Origin of the sequence: Pseudomonas tolaasii NCPPB 2192 (genome assembly GCF_002813445.1) — a bacterium.
Lineage (GTDB): Bacteria > Pseudomonadota > Gammaproteobacteria > Pseudomonadales > Pseudomonadaceae > Aquipseudomonas > Aquipseudomonas tolaasii.
In genome coordinates, this window is the sequence record NZ_PHHD01000001.1 from 5,641,697 (window position 1) to 5,657,852 (window position 16,156).

Annotated in this window: 13 protein-coding genes and 1 pseudogene; 4 read left to right on the forward strand and 10 right to left on the reverse strand. The window is 61.5% G+C overall.

Annotation, left to right across the window (positions count from 1 at the left end; all coding sequences use genetic code 11):
- Nucleotides 1-6: 6 nt before the first annotated feature.
- The 3 genes from ATI14_RS25645 to ATI14_RS25655 are packed head-to-tail and all read right to left on the reverse strand — an operon-like array spanning nucleotide 7 to nucleotide 3,061.
- Nucleotides 7-873 (reverse strand): carbohydrate ABC transporter permease, encoded by an 867-nt coding sequence (locus tag ATI14_RS25645; RefSeq protein ID WP_016969862.1) that lies wholly within the window; start codon nucleotides 871-873, stop codon nucleotides 7-9.
- Nucleotides 870-1,967 (reverse strand): ABC transporter ATP-binding protein, encoded by a 1,098-nt coding sequence (locus ATI14_RS25650; RefSeq protein ID WP_016969863.1) that lies wholly within the window; start codon nucleotides 1,965-1,967, stop codon nucleotides 870-872. Before ATI14_RS25650 ends, ATI14_RS25645 begins: the two co-directional genes overlap by 4 nt.
- On the reverse strand, nucleotides 1,967-3,061 hold the full coding sequence (locus ATI14_RS25655) for an ABC transporter ATP-binding protein (RefSeq protein ID WP_016969864.1): 1,095 nt from the start codon (nucleotides 3,059-3,061) through the stop codon (nucleotides 1,967-1,969). Before ATI14_RS25655 ends, ATI14_RS25650 begins: the two co-directional genes overlap by 1 nt.
- 337 nt (nucleotides 3,062-3,398) lie before the next feature.
- On the opposite strand from ATI14_RS25655, the gene ATI14_RS25660 reads away from it, so the two are divergent.
- Nucleotides 3,399-5,228: a sigma-54-dependent Fis family transcriptional regulator gene (locus tag ATI14_RS25660; RefSeq protein ID WP_016969866.1), complete on the forward strand. Its 1,830-nt coding sequence runs from the start codon at nucleotides 3,399-3,401 to the stop codon at nucleotides 5,226-5,228.
- Nucleotide 5,229: 1 nt separating this feature from the next.
- Here ATI14_RS25660 and ATI14_RS25665 read toward each other — a convergent pair whose 3' ends face one another.
- The 6 genes from ATI14_RS25665 to ATI14_RS25690 form a co-directional block, all read right to left on the reverse strand.
- Nucleotides 5,230-6,162 carry a FecR family protein gene (locus tag ATI14_RS25665; RefSeq protein WP_016969870.1) on the reverse strand — a complete coding sequence of 311 codons (933 nt, stop codon included), beginning with the start codon at nucleotides 6,160-6,162 and terminating at the stop codon, nucleotides 5,230-5,232.
- The gene (locus ATI14_RS25670) at nucleotides 6,162-6,701 is read right to left on the reverse strand and encodes a sigma-70 family RNA polymerase sigma factor (RefSeq protein ID WP_016969871.1); all 540 of its coding nucleotides are present in this window, start codon (nucleotides 6,699-6,701) and stop codon (nucleotides 6,162-6,164) included. Before ATI14_RS25670 ends, ATI14_RS25665 begins: the two co-directional genes overlap by 1 nt.
- 247 nt (nucleotides 6,702-6,948) lie before the next feature.
- Nucleotides 6,949-9,060: a TonB-dependent receptor family protein gene (locus ATI14_RS25675; protein WP_016969872.1), complete on the reverse strand. Its 2,112-nt coding sequence runs from the start codon at nucleotides 9,058-9,060 to the stop codon at nucleotides 6,949-6,951.
- 168 nt (nucleotides 9,061-9,228) lie between these two features.
- Nucleotides 9,229-9,507 (reverse strand): hypothetical protein, encoded by a 279-nt coding sequence (locus tag ATI14_RS25680; RefSeq protein WP_016969874.1) that lies wholly within the window; start codon nucleotides 9,505-9,507, stop codon nucleotides 9,229-9,231.
- A 112-nt stretch (nucleotides 9,508-9,619) separates the two neighbouring features.
- The gene (locus ATI14_RS25685) at nucleotides 9,620-10,828 is read right to left on the reverse strand and encodes a serine hydrolase (protein WP_051032789.1); all 1,209 of its coding nucleotides are present in this window, start codon (nucleotides 10,826-10,828) and stop codon (nucleotides 9,620-9,622) included.
- Between the two features lie 58 nt (nucleotides 10,829-10,886).
- A complete protein-coding gene (locus tag ATI14_RS25690; protein ID WP_016969876.1) occupies nucleotides 10,887-11,393 on the reverse strand; it encodes an OmpA family protein in 507 nt (168 codons plus the stop codon).
- A gap of 92 nt (nucleotides 11,394-11,485) precedes the next feature.
- Between ATI14_RS25690 and ATI14_RS25695 the strand changes: the two are divergent.
- Nucleotides 11,486-12,400: pseudogene (locus ATI14_RS25695) on the forward strand (LysR family transcriptional regulator).
- Between the two features lie 2 nt (nucleotides 12,401-12,402).
- On the opposite strand, the gene ATI14_RS25700 reads toward ATI14_RS25695, so the two are convergent.
- Nucleotides 12,403-13,143 (reverse strand): hypothetical protein, encoded by a 741-nt coding sequence (locus ATI14_RS25700; RefSeq protein WP_016969880.1) that lies wholly within the window; start codon nucleotides 13,141-13,143, stop codon nucleotides 12,403-12,405.
- A gap of 320 nt (nucleotides 13,144-13,463) precedes the next feature.
- Here ATI14_RS25700 and ATI14_RS25705 point away from each other — a divergent pair, with 320 nt between their 5' ends.
- The gene (locus ATI14_RS25705; RefSeq protein WP_016969882.1) at nucleotides 13,464-13,916 is read left to right on the forward strand and encodes a (2Fe-2S)-binding protein; all 453 of its coding nucleotides are present in this window, start codon (nucleotides 13,464-13,466) and stop codon (nucleotides 13,914-13,916) included.
- Complete coding sequence (locus ATI14_RS25710; protein WP_016969884.1) at nucleotides 13,916-16,153, forward strand: xanthine dehydrogenase family protein molybdopterin-binding subunit; 2,238 nt, start codon at nucleotides 13,916-13,918, stop codon at nucleotides 16,151-16,153. Before ATI14_RS25705 ends, ATI14_RS25710 begins: the two co-directional genes overlap by 1 nt.
- The last annotated feature ends 3 nt before the right edge of the window (nucleotides 16,154-16,156 follow it).

Consider the following 16,156-nt stretch of genomic DNA (forward strand, 5'->3'; position numbering starts at 1 on the left):
GCGGCCTCAGCGGTTGGCGTCGGAATGGGTCATGGCGGTATAGAACAGCCAGGACACCAACAGGATGATCAGGAAGTACACCAGGGAAAACGCCGCTGCCGGGCCCAGGTCAAATTGGCCTACAGCCATCTGGGTCAGCGTCTGACTGAGGAACGTGGTGGCGTTACCCGGCCCGCCGCCCGTGAGGACGAAGGGCTCGGTGTAGATCATGAAGCTGTCCATGAAGCGCAACATCACCGCGATCAGCAGCACGCTTTTCATCTTCGGCAACTGGATATGTCGGAAAACCGCCCAGGCGGATGCGCGATCGATCCGCGCGGCCTGGTAGTACACGTCCGGAATCGCCCGCAGCCCCGAATAGCACAGCAGCGCCACCAGCGAGGTCCAATGCCACACGTCCATTACCAGTACCGTGACCCACGCGTCCATGGTGTTGGCCGCGTAGTTGTAGCTGATGCCCAGGGTATTAAGGCTATAACCCAGCAAACCGATGTCGGCACGCCCGAAAATCTGCCAGATGGTGCCCACCACGTTCCACGGGATCAGCAGCGGGATGGCAAGGATGATCAGCACCAGCGACGACCAGCGGCCCTTGGTCGGCATGGTCAGGGCGATCGCAATGCCCAGGGGAATTTCGATCAGCAGCACGCAGGCCGAATAAATGAACTGGCGCAGCAGCGAGTCGTGCAGGCGCGGGTCGAGCAGCACCTGTTTGTACCAGTCGGCGCCGACGAAGTAGCGGCTGGACTGGTCGAAAATGTCCTGCACCGAGTAATTGACCACGGTCATCATCGGGATCACCGCACTGAACGCCACCAGCAGAAACACCGGCAACACCAGCCACCAGGCCTTGTTGTTCTGCACCTTGTTCATGGCTGCACCTCCAGCAGGTAATCGTCGGCGTAGACCATCAGCCATTGCGCGGGGAAGCTGATGGAGGCCTTGCCTTCCGGCACCGGTTTGTCTTCGGCCAGGCGCACTTTCAACGGCGCACCGTCGAGGTTGAGGGTCATGATCTTGTAGGTGCCGAGGTCTTCGACGTGTATGACGTCGGCCTGCAGGGCGTCAGGGTTGTACTCGTCCCAGACGTGGATAAATTCCGGGCGGATGCCGACCTGGAGTTTTTTGTAGTCCGTGTCGCGGATGCGTTGCTGCAAGGCCTCGGGCAAGGCCAGTTGCGTGCTGGCAAAGCGCACACCGCCCGCCTCGGCCTGCACCTCGATCAGATTCATGCCCGGGCTGCCGATGAAATAGCCGACAAAGGTGTGGCTGGGCCGCTCGAACAATTCGCGGGGCGTGCCGAACTGCACGATCTGGCCGCCATACATCACCGCGATTTTGTCGGCGAAGGTGGAGGCCTCCAGCTGGTCGTGGGTCACGTAGACCATGGTGATGTTGAATTGCTCGTGAATCTGCTTGAGCTTGCGCCGCAGCTTCCACTTCAGGTGCGGGTCGATCACCGTCAGCGGCTCGTCGAACAGGATCGCCGACACGTCGTCGCGCACCAGGCCGCGCCCCATGGAGACTTTCTGTTTTTCGTCGGCCGTGAGGTTGCGGGCTTTCTTGGTCAGCAGGTTTTGCAGGTCGAGGACTTCGGCAATTTCCTGCACCTTGCTGTGAATTTTCGCCTCGGCCATGCCCTGGTTTCGCAGCGGGAAGGCCAGGTTGTCGAACACGGTCATGGTGTCGTACACCACCGGAAACTGAAACACCTGGGCGATGTTGCGTTTTTCCGGAGTCAGGTCGTTCACCACCTTATGGTCAAACAGCACCTGCCCTTCAGACGGGCTGAGCAGGCCGGAGATGATATTGAGCAAGGTGGATTTCCCACAGCCCGACGGCCCGAGTAACGCGTAGGCGCCGCCCTGCTCCCACACGTGGTTCATTTCCCGGATCGCGTAGTCCTCAGGGCCATTAGGCGCAGGGCTGTAGCTGTGGGCGAGGTTCTGCAAATGAATCTCGGCCATCAGGCAACCCTCGCAACACGGCGCCCGGGGGCCTGGACCAGACGGCCCTGCCCATCGAACACAAACAGTTTATGGGTGGGGATATACACGCGGATCGGCGCATCGACGTCGTACTCGTGCACCCCCGGCAAATGCAGCACCAGCAGAAAGTGCTCGCTGCGCACATGCAGAAAGGTTTCCGAGCCGCTGATTTCGGCGACTTCCACGGTCACCGCCAGCTCCAGATCATCGTCGTTGCTCGGCACCAGGCTGATATGGCTGGGGCGCACGCCAAAGCGGAATTCACCTTCGCCGATGGGGCGCAAGTCGACGTTCAGCGGAAAGTGCACAAAATTGGCAAAACTCACTTCATTGCCGCTGATGCGCCCCGGCATCAGGTTGATCGGCGGTTCGGAAAACAGCTCGGCGGCCAGTACGGTCTGGGGCTGGTGATAAACCTCGGCGGCCTTGCCGCTCTGGATCACCCGCCCCTCGTGAAGAATGGTGGTGGTACCGCCCAGCGCCAGCGCCTCGTTGGGCTCGGTGGTGGCGTAGATGGCAATGGTATGGCGCGCCTTGAACAGCTCGCGCATTTCCTGACGCAGCTCTTCGCGCAGTTTGTAGTCCAGGTTGACCAGCGGCTCATCGAACAGGATCAGTTCGGCGTCCTTGACCAGTGCGCGGGCCATGGCCGTGCGCTGCTGCTGGCCGCCGGACAGCTCCAGCGGGTGGCGCTTGAGGAATTTTTCGATGCGCAGCATCTTCGCGGTTTCCAGCACTTTGCTCTGGATCACATCTTCGGACACACCGGCCTGGCGCAACGGCGAGGCGATGTTCTCAAACACGGTCATGGTCGGGTAGTTGATGAACTGCTGATAAACCATCGACACATTGCGCAGGCGCACCGGCTTTTGTGTGACGTCCACGCCATTCATCAGGATGCGGCCGCTGTCGGGTTTGTCGAGGCCGGCCATCAGGCGCATCAGGCTGGTTTTGCCCGACAACGTACGGCCAAGCAAGACGTTGAAGGACCCGGCTTCAAAGCGCAGGTTGGCATCGTCGATCCAGGTCTGGCCTTCGACGACGCGGGAGACATGTTCCAGGGTCAATGACATGACACGACCTTTTTATTATTGGAATGAATCTGGCCAGTCGTCAGAGCGAGTTTCGTGCCAAAACGACAACTCATTGATGTGTAAGGAAATGGGATAAAGCGGGTGTTCGGGAGTGAACAATCGGCGTGAACAACTGAACAGTCCGGGGGTTGACAATGAACAGTTCTGAACAACACTCTCATGCCCAATGCAGGCTAAATGTGGGAGCTGGCTTGCCTGCGATAGCGGTGCATCGGCCACAGAGATGCATGGCGACACAACCTCATCGCAGGCAAGCCAGCTCCCACAGATTGATCGCGCAAGGCTCCATAAAAAGAACAATAAAAAGAAGGTCACCATGGCCGAACCCTTGGCTCACGACACCCTCATTCAGGAATCCTGGCGCCGTTGCCGCGCCTTCGGCCTGGACCATCAGAGCGCCCCCAGCTTCGACCAACTGCCCGCCGAGGGCATCAGCCAACTGCTGGAAAGCCAGCATTCCCTGGTGCAGACCACCCACCAGGAAGTCCTGCCCTACTACGAAAACATCCTGAGCAACTCCAACTGCCTGATCATGCTGGCCGATAATCAGGGCCAGGTACTGACCTCGTGGGGCACCCAGCGGTTTATCGAGCCGAAACTGGCGCGCGGCTTCAACCCCGGCGCGAGCTGGATGGAGCGTTCCAGCGGCACCAATGCCATCGGCACCGCGCTGGCCTGTGCCCAGGCGGTGCACATTGAGCACGACGAACACTTTCTGAAAGCCAACCGTTTCATGACCGGCTCGGCGGCGCCGATCTTCGATGCGCAACGGCAAATCATTGCTGTGCTGGATGTGTCCAGCGACAGCTACCTGCCGCCCTCCCACACCCTGGGCATGGTCAAGATGATGAGCCAGACCGTGGAAAACCGGCTGATCCTCAACCTGTTTCGTGGTGAACACTTCCAGTTGACCTTCAACACCGGCCTGAACAACCTCGACAGTCAATGGGCCGGCCTGCTGATCTTCGACGAGAGCGGCCAGGTGCTGTCGGCCAACCGGCGTGCCGACAATTTGCTTGGCATCAGCCTGTCACGGGTGCAGATCGACAGCCTGTTCAAGGTCTCGCTGCTGGAGTTGCTGAACCAGCCGGAAGGCTTGCCGTTTTCACTCCAGGCGGCAGGCCGCAACCGCTTTCAGTGCTTGTTGAAACGCCCGAAGAAAATGCCGGTGCAGGCACGGGTGTTCAGCGCACCGAAACCCAGCGAACCCCAGCCGCAAAAACCGGCCACGATTGGTCTCAATACCTTGCACTTTGGCGACACACGCGTGGAAAAGGCCGTGCGTCAGGCCGAACGCCTGCTGGAGAAAGATATTCCGTTGTTGATCCACGGCGAAACCGGCGTGGGCAAAGAGGTGTTCGTCAAAGCCCTGCACCAGGCCAGCTCGCGCAGCCGTCAGGCATTTATCGCGGTGAACTGTGCGGCGATTCCGGCCGAGTTGGTGGAATCGGAGCTGTTTGGCTACGAAAAAGGCGCGTTTACCGGTGCGAACCAGAAAGGCAGCATCGGCCTGATCCGCAAGGCCGACAAGGGCACGCTGTTTCTCGACGAAATTGGCGACATGCCGCTGCCGACCCAGGCGCGTCTGCTGCGGGTGTTGCAGGAGCGCTGCGTGCAACCGGTAGGCAGCAGCGAGTTGTTCCCGGTGGATTTGCGGATCATCTCCGCCACCAACCGCACGCTGCGCGAATGGGTGCAGGCCGGGCGGTTTCGTGAGGATTTGTACTACCGCATCGGCGGCCTGACCCTGGAGTTACCGCCCCTGCGCGAACGCACGGACAAGCGCGCGCTGTTCCAGCAACTGTGGCAGCAACACCGCGAGCCCACCCAATGGGCCGGGCTGAGCAACGAAGTGCTGGCGCTGTTTGAGCAACACCCGTGGCCGGGCAATTTGCGTCAGGTCAGCAGCGTATTGCAGGTAGCGCTGGCGATGGCCGAAGAACAGCCGATCCGCCCGGAGCATCTGCCGGATGACTTTTTTGTGGATCTGAAAGAAACACCGCTGCCCGCCCACGAATTCGTGGACGACAGCATTGACCTGACCCAACGTCTGAAGGCAGCAGGCGGGAACATTTCCCACCTTGCGCGGGAATTGGGCGTCAGCCGCAATACCCTGTACAAACGCCTGCGCCAGAACCAAGGCTGACTTAGCGCGGTTTGACCACCACCAGCAGGTCGGTGAAGTACTCGACCCGGATCGGCAGGTTGTCGGCAAGTGCCGCAAGGGCCGCCGCCGTGTCATCCAACTTGAATACGCCGGACACGCGCAAGTTTTGCAGGGCCTGGGGGTCGAAGCGCACCAAGCCGTGGCGGTAACTGGCCAGGGTTTGCAACACCTCGCTCAAGGGCTGGTCATTGACCTTGAGCAGGCCGCATGTCCAGGCGGCCGGGTCTGCATTGCCGATGGGTTGTGGCGGTGCGGCGCGGCCGTGATCGAGGACCGAACGCTGGCCGGCCGTAACCTTGACCCCTTCGCCGGCTTCACCTTTGACCGCCACCGTGGACTCGATCACGCTCACCACCGTAGTGCCATCCCCCGCGCGCTTGACCAGATAACGGGTGCCCAACGCGGTGGCCGTGCCTTGATCGGTGCGTACCACGAATGGCCGCAGTGCGTCCTTGGCCACGTCCACCCAGAGTTCGCCTTGCAATAATTCAATGACGCGTTGGTGGCCGTCGAACTTCACGTCCGCCGCCGAATTGCTGTTGAGCTGCAACTGGCTGCCGTCTTCCAGCACCACCTGGCGGCGCTCGCCGACCCCGGTGCGCTGGTCGGCCATCCACACGGGCAGGTGCTGCAGGCCAAGCCAGCCGCACAGCACCACACCGAGCACTCCAAGCACCTGGGTGCCGCGCGAACGCCGTGGAGCAAAGGCCCGGTTCAGGGCCATGCGCGCCGGGCGCGCGGGCAAGGTGTCGAAGTTACCCCACAAGGTACGCATGCGTTCGATGGCGACGGCGTGGCGCGGGTCGGCCTCGCGCCAGGCATCAAAGGCCTGGCGGTCGGCGTCGCTGAAGGCCTCGTCGTGAAGACGGGTCAGCCAATTCGCCGCTTGCTGAATGATCTGTTCCGAACTCATCACAACGGGTCCGCGCCATGCAGGCTGTGGTAGCAGTGCACCAGGGCGGTGGCAATGTAGTTTTTGACGGTGCTGGAAGACACGTCCAGGCAGGTGGCGATTTCGCTGTACGTCAGGCCGTCGAGGCGGCTGAGCAGGAAGGCTTCGCGGGTTTTCGCGGGCAGGCCGGCGAGCATTTCGGTAATGCGTTCCAGGGCTTGCAGAGCCACATGGATGGCGGCCGGGTCGGGCATGCCGGCATCTTCAGACTGAATAACCAGGGCTTCCATGTAAGCTTTTTCGATACGCCGACGCCGGGCACCATCGATCAGCAGCCTGCCTGCCGTAGTGGCCAGAAACGCGCGGGGTTCCTTGATATTTTGCGGCTCGGCCAGCATCAGCACGCGGATAAAGGCGTCGTGGGCGAGGTCGGCGGCATGTTGGGAACACCCGAGTTTTTTGCGCAGCCAGCCGTGCAGCCAGCCGTGGTGTTCGCTGTACATTGCCGTGAGGGTCTGCTGACGGGCGCAATCGCCCGACGCGGCCGGAATGTCATGCATGCGCAAAAACTTCTCAAATGGGAAATATTACCAATTGCGCGAACAATGCCAGTAAAACAGAATGGGAGCAAGGGGCCTGCGGGCCGCCTTGATGCCCCTCCCCTGGTACAAAGCCGAACCCGGTCAACAATGTGGGAGCTGGCTTGCCTGCGATCCCGGTGGGTCAGGCGAAGCCAATTTGGCTGATAAACCGCTATCGCAGGCAAGCCAGCTCCCACATGGATAGCGGTGTTTGCCACGCCGACTCTTAACGCCAGCTCCACGACACACCGGTATAAATTCCGCGCCCGTCTGCCGGGGTTGAACGGGCGGCGTCCAGGCCTTTGTCGTCGTATCCGGGGGTGACGGTGTTGGCATAGCGCCGATTGGTAAGGTTGCGCAGGTCGACCCAGGCTTGCCAGTCCTGCTTGGGCGCGTCGTAGCCAAAGGTTGCACCCAGGGTGGTGTAGGACGCGGCGTAGTAAGAATTGGCGTAATCCACTGCCACTTTTGACGAATGCTCGGTGTTGAAACTGGTGTAGAAACCGGTCGGATGGCTGTAGCGCAATTGCGCCTGGTAATAGTGTTTGGGGATGCCCGGCAAGGTGTTATCGCCGAAGCGGTCGTCATCGCGGTAATGGAAGTCGCTGTAGGTATAGGCCTGACGCAAGGCGAGCTGGCCATTGCGTCCACCGTCCCATAACGGGCTGAGCAGGCTCAGTTCGACGCCTTGGTGCACAGTGGGGCTGGCGTTGGCCTCAGCGACAACCGCGTTGCTGGTCGGGGTTTGGGCCTGGGTTTCGACGGTGAGCAATTCATGGCGCACCTCGGAGCGGTACAGCGCCAGATCCCACTGGCCGAACTCAAGTTCCCCGCGCCCGCCGACTTCCAGGGTGGTCGCGGTTTGATTGCGCAGGTTCACGCCCTCACGCGCCAAACCCTTCGCAGGGCCACTGGCAAAATACTGGTTGGAACCCCAAATCATCGACCACGCATGCGGCGGCTCGACCGAGCGGCTGAGGTTGCCGTACACCTGCAACTGCGGGGTGAAGTCGTAGCGCAGGCCGATGCGTGGCGCGTAGTCCCAGTCGTGTTGGCGGGTAGGCGAGTGAGTGTCCGGGTAGGTCACCTCGGTTTCACGGCGGGTGTAAATCGCCGCCAGGCCAGTGGTCAGCCACAGGTCGGGGACCAGTTCCAGGTCGTTGCCGATGTGCAGCACGGTGTCAGAGCCGAGGTAACTGTAATCCCGGGTTTTGGTACCGGGTGCGTAGGTCGCGGTATTTCCGGCAGGTGTACGTACATATTCCGACGCACCGTTGTTCGGCATCGCCTGGGTAGTGCGCAGCCCAAGCGTGGTTTTGCTGTCATGACCAAACAACGTGTCTTGGCGAATGTAATTCAGGGTACTGCTGATGTCGGTGTAAGCGACTTTGAGGCGGTTGCTGCCTTCGCGCAGGTCCATCGGGTAGTCGTGATAGGCCAGCCCGACTTCGACGCGAGCGTTGTCATCGAGCTGCAGGGTGGTTTTGTTGGCGATCCAGGTAGACCCCGGTTGCAGGCGTTTGGAATCGCGGGCGACGTTCAGGCTGGGGGCGGCGCGCGGGTCGTGGCTGATCTGGTAGCGGGTCAGTTTGCCGGGCGTGTCGTTGGTGGTTTCGCGGTAGCGAAAGTAGAAGCGCGTTTCCAGGTCCGGGTTGAAACGGTAGCCGAAGTTGGCGGCTACGCCCTTGTCGGTGCCGGCGCTCTGGTGCTGGTAGCCGTCGGATTCCGAGTCGGTGAGGCTGATGTAGTAGTCGGCATCGCCCAGCACCTGGCCGGAGCTGATTTCGCGCTGGGCGTAACCACGGCTGCCCGCCTCATACCGCACCTGCAATTTGGGCGCGTCATAACCGGTGCGGGTCACGTAGTTGACCGAGCCGCCCAACGCCAGCGCCCCCTGATCAAAGCCATTGGCGCCGCGCAGCACTTCAACCCGGCTCTGCCACAGCGGGTCCTTAAGCTCGTAAGGCGTACCGCCCGGGCCGGTCAGCGGCAGGCCGTCGAACATTTCGTAGAGGCCGGACCCGTGGGCGCCGGGGCTGCGGTTCAGGCCCGAACCGCGAATTGACAGTTTCACCCCTTCATTGTTGGCCGCCTTGGCGTACACCCCGGCCTGGTACTTGAACACCTCTTCATTGGTGCTCACCCGCCCCTGCTGCACGCTGTTCATGTCAATGAAATTGGTACCGCCGGGCACACTTCCGAGTTGTGCCTGTGCCACTTCACCGGCGCTGGCTTCGCTGCTGGTGACTTCGACCGGGGCCAATTGCAGTGCTTCGGCCTGGGCCAGTGACGTGAGGGTCAAGGCGGCAAAAAGGAGCGGAGGTTGACGCAACAGCATGGGGAAAATCCTTGGCATTCAGGGGCGTAGCGGGCAACAGCCGGGCACGCGAACTGTGATGGGAAGTCGGGCATGCCGCTCGGGTCACTCCTGATGAACGGACCAGAGCCTTCCCACAACAGCGTCGGACGGGGTTTTAATTTTTGTCCGACGTTAAAAGCCAGCAAGCTAACCCGCTTGAAAAAGCCCCGGCTCAAGGGCCTGCATGAACTCCTGCGCCTCGGAACCCGGTGTAAACCGAAAGCCCTGCATCTCGTCGCAGGCCAGAATTTCCAGCAGTGTTTCGCGTAACTGTGATTCTGTCGGCGAGGTTCGCAGCAGTTTGTCCGCCCGCAATAACAATTCGGCGGGAGCGCCCCGGGCACTCGCCACATCGATCACGGCAAACAGGATAAATCGCAGGCGAACTTCGCGTTCAGTGGGCCAAACCGTTTTTTGCTTACCCAAGGCAGGCACTCGACATTAGGAAAAGTCCGAGGCTATTGCCGCCCACGGGGTGTTTCAACAGACGGGGCGCAAGATAGGCCAAGTCCTACAACTGAACAGGAATTACCCCACTTCAGAGGCACGACACACAAAGCCCCAGCCCTTGCAGCACCTTCAGCAGCAAGAAATCCCACGCTCGACGCAAGAAACCACCCTCTTCCACGGCGTCCATCACCACCAGCGGCGTTTGCGCGACCGACTTTCCGCGCACCTGAACATCGATGACACCGACCACCTGGCCCTTCTGCAGCGGCGCTGTCAGCACCGGCTCGCTCAGAACGGCTGTGGTTTGTACGTCGTCGGCCAGGCCATAAGGCAGTACCACCGCGCCCTGGGTTCCAGCGTTCAGCCTTACCACTGACGTTTCGCCCATCCAGACGCGTTTGCTTGCGTAAACCTCATCCGGCTTGACTGCGACTCGCCGCTCAAAAGCACGTGCCCCCCATTTCAGCAGCTTTTCCGACGCCTGGAATTGGGACCGCTCATCCGGTGCGCCCAGCACCACGGCGATCAGACGCATGTCGCCCACCACGGCCGAAGACACCAGGCCAAAACCCGACGCCTTTGAGTAGCCCGTCTTCAGACCGTCTACCGCGAGCCCTGTGTTCCATAACAACCGATTGCGGTTGTATTGGCGAATGCCCTTGTAGGTAAATTCGCGCTGCCGGTAGAGCGCATATTCTTCCGGCACATCTCGAATCAGCGCCTGGCTCAGCAGGGCCAGATCCCGCGCAGTGGTGAATTGCCCCTGCGCCTCCAGCCCATGGACCGTCTTGAAGCGCGTGTTGGAGAGCCCGAGTTTATCCGCGTAGTCATTCATCACCGCCACGAACGCGGCCTGCCCGCCGGTGATGTAATCCGCGAGCGCGATACAGGCGTCATTGCCGGACTGCACCACCATCCCCTTGTTGAGTGCATCCACCGTTACCCGGCTGCCCGGCTCAAGGAACATCAGCGCGGAGCCGCGAAGCTGCGGATTGCCCGCCGCCCAGGCATCGCGGTTGATGGTCACCTCGTCCGATGCACGCAGCGAATCGGCCTTGATGGCCTGGCCCACCACGTAACTGGTCATGATCTTGGCCAGGCTGGCGGGGTCGGTCTTTTCATCGGCGTTGGATTGCGCCAGTACTTTGCCGCTGGCGTACTCCATCAATATCCAGGAAGACGCCGCTAGGCGCGGTGGAGCAATAGACGCTTGAGCCCGTGCCCCCACCGCGTAAAACACCAGCCAACACACAAGCACGCCGCACCAATAATTTCGAGCAGATTCACTGTTATTCATAAACCCTGACAATCACTTTCCAAACATCATTCAACTCAAGTCTGGCAACTTGAGCACTTCAGCCGCGAAGCCCTTCAAACTCCAGCACCGCGCGCCGGTTCAGCCGGTAAGCCGCCTCGTCGTCACCCAACTGCACCGGGTAAAGGTCCGCGTAGGAAACCACTTGAACCTGCCCCACCAACACGCCCAACTCGACAAGGCGCGCACGAATGGCCCGGGCCCTGGCCTCGCCCAACACAATGTTGTCCTGAAACCCGCCGGCGTTATCCGTGTGGCCTTCCACCGTCAATTGCACCGACGGGTTATCGATCAACAGTTGCGCGACAAACTTCAGGCCCGCCTCACTTTCTTCAGGCGGCGCACTGCTGCCGGACGCGAAGTAAATGACATAGACATTCGCCGCCGCCTGCTCATCCGACAGCCGCTGCAATTGGCTGTGCGCCGCCTGGTTGAATTCGCTGATCGACAGCAAACGCGCGCGTTCGGCCTCTTGTGCCGCGCTGGAACACCCCTGCAGCAGCACACACAGAGCAAACCACGCCCCCGTCTTCATCACCTTGAACACATTTACCTCTCGGTATTAACCGGCCCTTCAATTGAGCCGAAATACTGAAGACCTGTAAGATATAGATCAACGCGCAACATGGACTATCTGATATGAACTTCATTGATATCGATGACATCGACCTGAACCTGCTGAGAGTCTTCGAAGCCTTGATAGAGGAAGGCGGTGCCAGCCGGGCGGCGATTCGTCTGGGGGTGACGCAGCCGGCAATCAGTGCTGCGCTGGCACGCTTGCGACTGGTTTACGCCGACGCGCTGTTTGAGCGAACGGGGCGCGGGTTGCGGCCGACGGTGAAGGCCAGCGAACTGGCGCCGCTGGTCAGTGAAGCCTTGAGCCGGTGCCGCCAGGCCCTGTCATTGTCCATTGAAAGCAACAATATCGAGGGGCGCACCATCACCGTCGGCTTGTCGGATGACAGTGAAATAGCGTTGGGCCAAACCCTGCTTTCACTGGTGAACGATCGCCTGCCGGGCCTGCGCATCGTGTTTCGGCAAACCCACAGCGGGTTGGTCGAAGACATGCTGATGCGTCAGCAGGTGGATATCGCGATAACGGCTGGCGGCCTGTCATCACCGCTGATCACCCGCCAACGCTAGGGCCAAGGCAACTATCTGTGCATCACGGCCAAAGACAACACCGTGCCGACCACGGCCGAAGAGTATGCCCGCAGCCCGCACCTGCTGGTGTCGTCCGGCGGGTTTGTCGGCATTGTCGACGAAGGCCTGGCGGCGGTGGGCCTTAGCCGGGCGTTCAAGGCATCCACGTCACATTTTGCAGCGGTGCCGTTTTTGCTGTCCGGCTCCGACCTCCTGACCACCGTGCCCACCCACGCGGCCAGGGCCATGGAAAAAATCACCACACTGAAGACGTTTCCCTGCCCTGTGCCGCTGCCGTCCTACGAACTGGTGGTTGGCACCCGCGTAGGCAGCAAACACGATCAGGCGCTGAAAGTGCTCAAGGCATTGATCGTGGAAGCCGGCCAGCGCTGTTTCTTCCTCAACCAATAGCGTTATTGCACGGGCAGGAAGTTCATCAATAACAGGCTCTGCGCGTAATTGAGGCCGATGCGCCGGTAGCGCTCATCCAGCATCTGGGTCAGCAGGTCCAGGCGTGCGACGATCTTGCCGAACTCCACCGCAAAACTGAGGTTGCTGCCCTCCTCCGAAATCTCGTTGGAAAACAACAGCAACACGCCGTTGGCGTCCTGGCGCTGGCCCAGCAGCCAGGTGGCTTTTTCGATGTTGCGCGCCGCGTTGCTGACAAATTGCGGGTTGATCGAGTCGGTCATGTAAAACTGCGTGCGCCCGCCGTGGGCGGTCACGAGCATGCTGCCGATCGCATAGATGAAGGCGCCCACCCGGTCGCCGCGAAAGTCCGGGCTCAATGAGTAGCTGAGTGCCGCCAGGTCGCGCCGTTCGCCCAGGGCCGGCAGTGGCTGGCGATTTTCGATGGCCTTGCGAATTTCCCGCGCCGCCGTCACGGCATCCGGGTAACCCGACTGACGCCACTGGTTGGGGTTGCGCAAGTACAACTTGCTCATCAAAAGGTAGAGGCTTTGCAGGTTATCGCGCATGCCCAGGGTCGCCATGCGGTCGACGCTGGTCTGGAAAAATTCATCGGGCTTGCCGTCGCTGAATTGCCGGGCAATATCGCGACCTTGTTGCCCGCTGCAACCGCTGACGCAGAGCAGCAACAGCGCTGCCAGCCACAACGGCCATCGGGCGGGAAAAGCAGTTGACGTTCGATCCATCGGCACCAGATTCTGTCAGTTACGCGCTCAATGCGCAGGGTCGTGACAGGGATAGATCAAGAGATTGGCAAAAAGTGCAGCCACCACAGTTGGATCAGTAAAGCCTTACAGGCCCTGCGCAAACCGATGCAATGACGCAATCCTGTCGAATACTTGCCTGATCCTCCGGTTTTTCGCGCGCGGGATCGAAAGCTGCTGCCGCGTGGTCTAGAGTTTGACGATGTGCGCCCGTTGCAACGACAGGGCTCTGAATGCCGGGTTAGACGCCCACCATAAAAAAGAAAATAGCTGCACCCACCGATGATTAGCAGGTGAAAGCAATGGAATTACGTATTAACCAAAAGTCCTATCAGGTCGACGCGGACGCGGACACCCCGTTGCTCTGGGTGATTCGCGATGACTTGGGCATGACCGGCACCAAATACGGCTGCGGCCTGGCCCAGTGCGGCGCCTGTTCGGTGCTGGTAGACGGCAATGTGGTGCGCTCCTGCGTCACGCCGGTGGCCGGCGTGGTCGGGCGCGAAATCACCACCATCGAGGCCGTCGAAAACGACGACGTGGGCAAGCGCGTGGTCGCGGCCTGGGTTGAGCACCAGGTGGCGCAGTGCGGTTATTGCCAGTCCGGCCAAGTGATGGCAGCCACGGCGCTGCTCAAGCACACCCCCGCCCCAACGGATGCGCAGATCGAGGCGGCAATGGTGAACCTGTGCCGTTGCGGCACTTACAACGCCATCAAGACCGCCGTGCATGACCTGGCGAAGGGGACTGCGTGATGAACATGCCCAACGAACTACTCGAAGTCGCCGCCGGTGACCCGGTCAACCTGTCCCGCCGGCGCTTTCTGGCCAGCACCGCGGTCGGCGCGCTGGTGATTGGCTTTGGCCTGCCGCTGGGCACGCCAAGGGCGTTCGCCGCCACGCCCGCCGCCGCCGAACGCGGTACCCAGGTGCCGGCGTTCCTGGAGATTCGCCCCGACGGCAGCATTCGCCTGCTCAGCCCCTTTATGGAGGGCGGCCAGGGCACCCACACCGCCATGGCGCAGATTGTCGGCGAAGAGCTGGACGCCGACCCCGCCACCTTCATGGTCGAAAGCGCGCCGCCGGGTGAAGCCTACGTGGTGATGGAAAACGGCCTGCGCATTACCGGCGGCAGCATGTCGATCCGCATGAGCTACCCGACCATGCGCCGCCTCGGCGCCCTGGCACGCGCGATGCTGCTGCAGGCCGGTGCCGTGCAACTTGGCGTAGCGGTGGCCGAGTTGACTACCCAGCCTGGGCGTGTGGTTCACGCCGCGTCTGGCCGCTCGGTAGGCTACGGCGAGTTGGCCGGCCGCGCCCTGGACATGCCGGTGCCCGACCCGGCCACCATCACCCTGCGCGACCCGAGCCAGTTCCGCTGGATCGGCAAGCCGGTCAAACGCCTGGACGCCTACGACAAGTCCACCGGCAAGGCCCAATACAGCATCGACCTGAAAGTCGACGGCATGCTCCACGCCGCCGTGCAACACGCACCGCGCCTGGGCATGACCGTAGGCAGCTTGCGCAACCAAGCGCAGGTGGAAGCCATGAAAGGCGTGCACTCGGTGCACACCCTGCCCGGCGCTGTGGCCGTGGTTGCCGAACGCTGGTGGCACGCCAAGCGCGCCGTGGAAGCGATTCAGGTGGATTGGCAGGAAGCCGGCCCCGACTCGAAAGTGCGGGCCATGCCGGCGGACTTTTCCACCGACAAATACCGTGACTTTCTCGCCGCGCAGCAAGGCCCGGCCCGTGACGATGAAAACGAAGGTGACGTGGCCGGCACGCTGGCAAACGCCAAAACCAAAGTCGAAGCCACCTACCACAACCAATACCTGAACCACGCCCAACTGGAGCCGCCGTCGGCCCTGGCGCGTTTCAACCCTGACGGCTCGCTGGACGTGTGGCTGCCGAACCAGGCGCCGGACATGTTCCGCGCCGACATCGCCAAGCGCACCGGGCTGTCGATCGAGCAGGTCAACCTGCACTCGCCGCTGCTGGGTGGTTTTTTCGGCCGGCATTTCCTGTATGACTCGGCCAACCCCTACCCGCAGGCCATCGCACTGGCCAAGGCCGTCGGGCGCCCGGTCAAGCTGATCTGGAGCCGCGAGGAAGAGTTCCTGCGGGACGTGTTGCGCCCGTTCGCCGTGGTCAAGTTCCGCGCGGCACTGGACGACAAAGGCCTGCCGATTGCCATTGAAGCGGTGAGCGCCACTGAGGGCCCCACCGAGGCGTTGTCCGGCAAACAGGGTGACAAAGTCGACCCGACCGCCGTTGAAGGTTTGTCGGGCAAGGCCTACGCCATCGCCAACAAGCGCATCGCGCAGATCTACGTCAAAGGCCCGCCAATGCTCGGTTACTGGCGTTCGGTGGGTAATTCCCTGAATGACTTCTTCTATGAAGCGTTCCTTGACGAACTGGCCGACAAAGGCGGCCATGACCCGTATGAACTGCGCCTGCATTTGTTGCGTGACAACAAGCGGTTGACCACCTTGCTGCAGGCGGTGGGGGATTTGTCCGGCGGCTGGAAGCGCGGCCCCTACACCGCCGAAGACGGCACCAAGCGCGCGCGCGGCGTGGCCATGGCGTCGCCCTTTGGCTCGCAGGCGGCGGTGATTGCAGAAGTGTCGATCGAACACGGCCAGGTGAAGGTGCACCACATCTGGGAGGCCATCGACCCGGGCAGCGTCGTCAACCCGGCGATTGTCGAGGCGCAGGTCCACGGCGCCGTGGCGCTAGGCCTGTCGCAAACACTGGTGGAGGAAGCGGTGTACGTGGACGGCAAACCCCGCGCGCGCAACTACGACCTGTACCCGATCCTGCCGCCCTCGCGCATGGCGCAAGTGCACGTAAGGATTGTCGAGAGTGGCGAAAAAATGGGCGGCATCGGTGAACCGCCGTTACCCGCAGTGGCGCCGGCCGTGGCCAATGCAGTGGCGCAACTGACGGGGCAGCGTATCCGCAGCCTGCCATTGAGCCGGTACACCTTCGCCTGACCG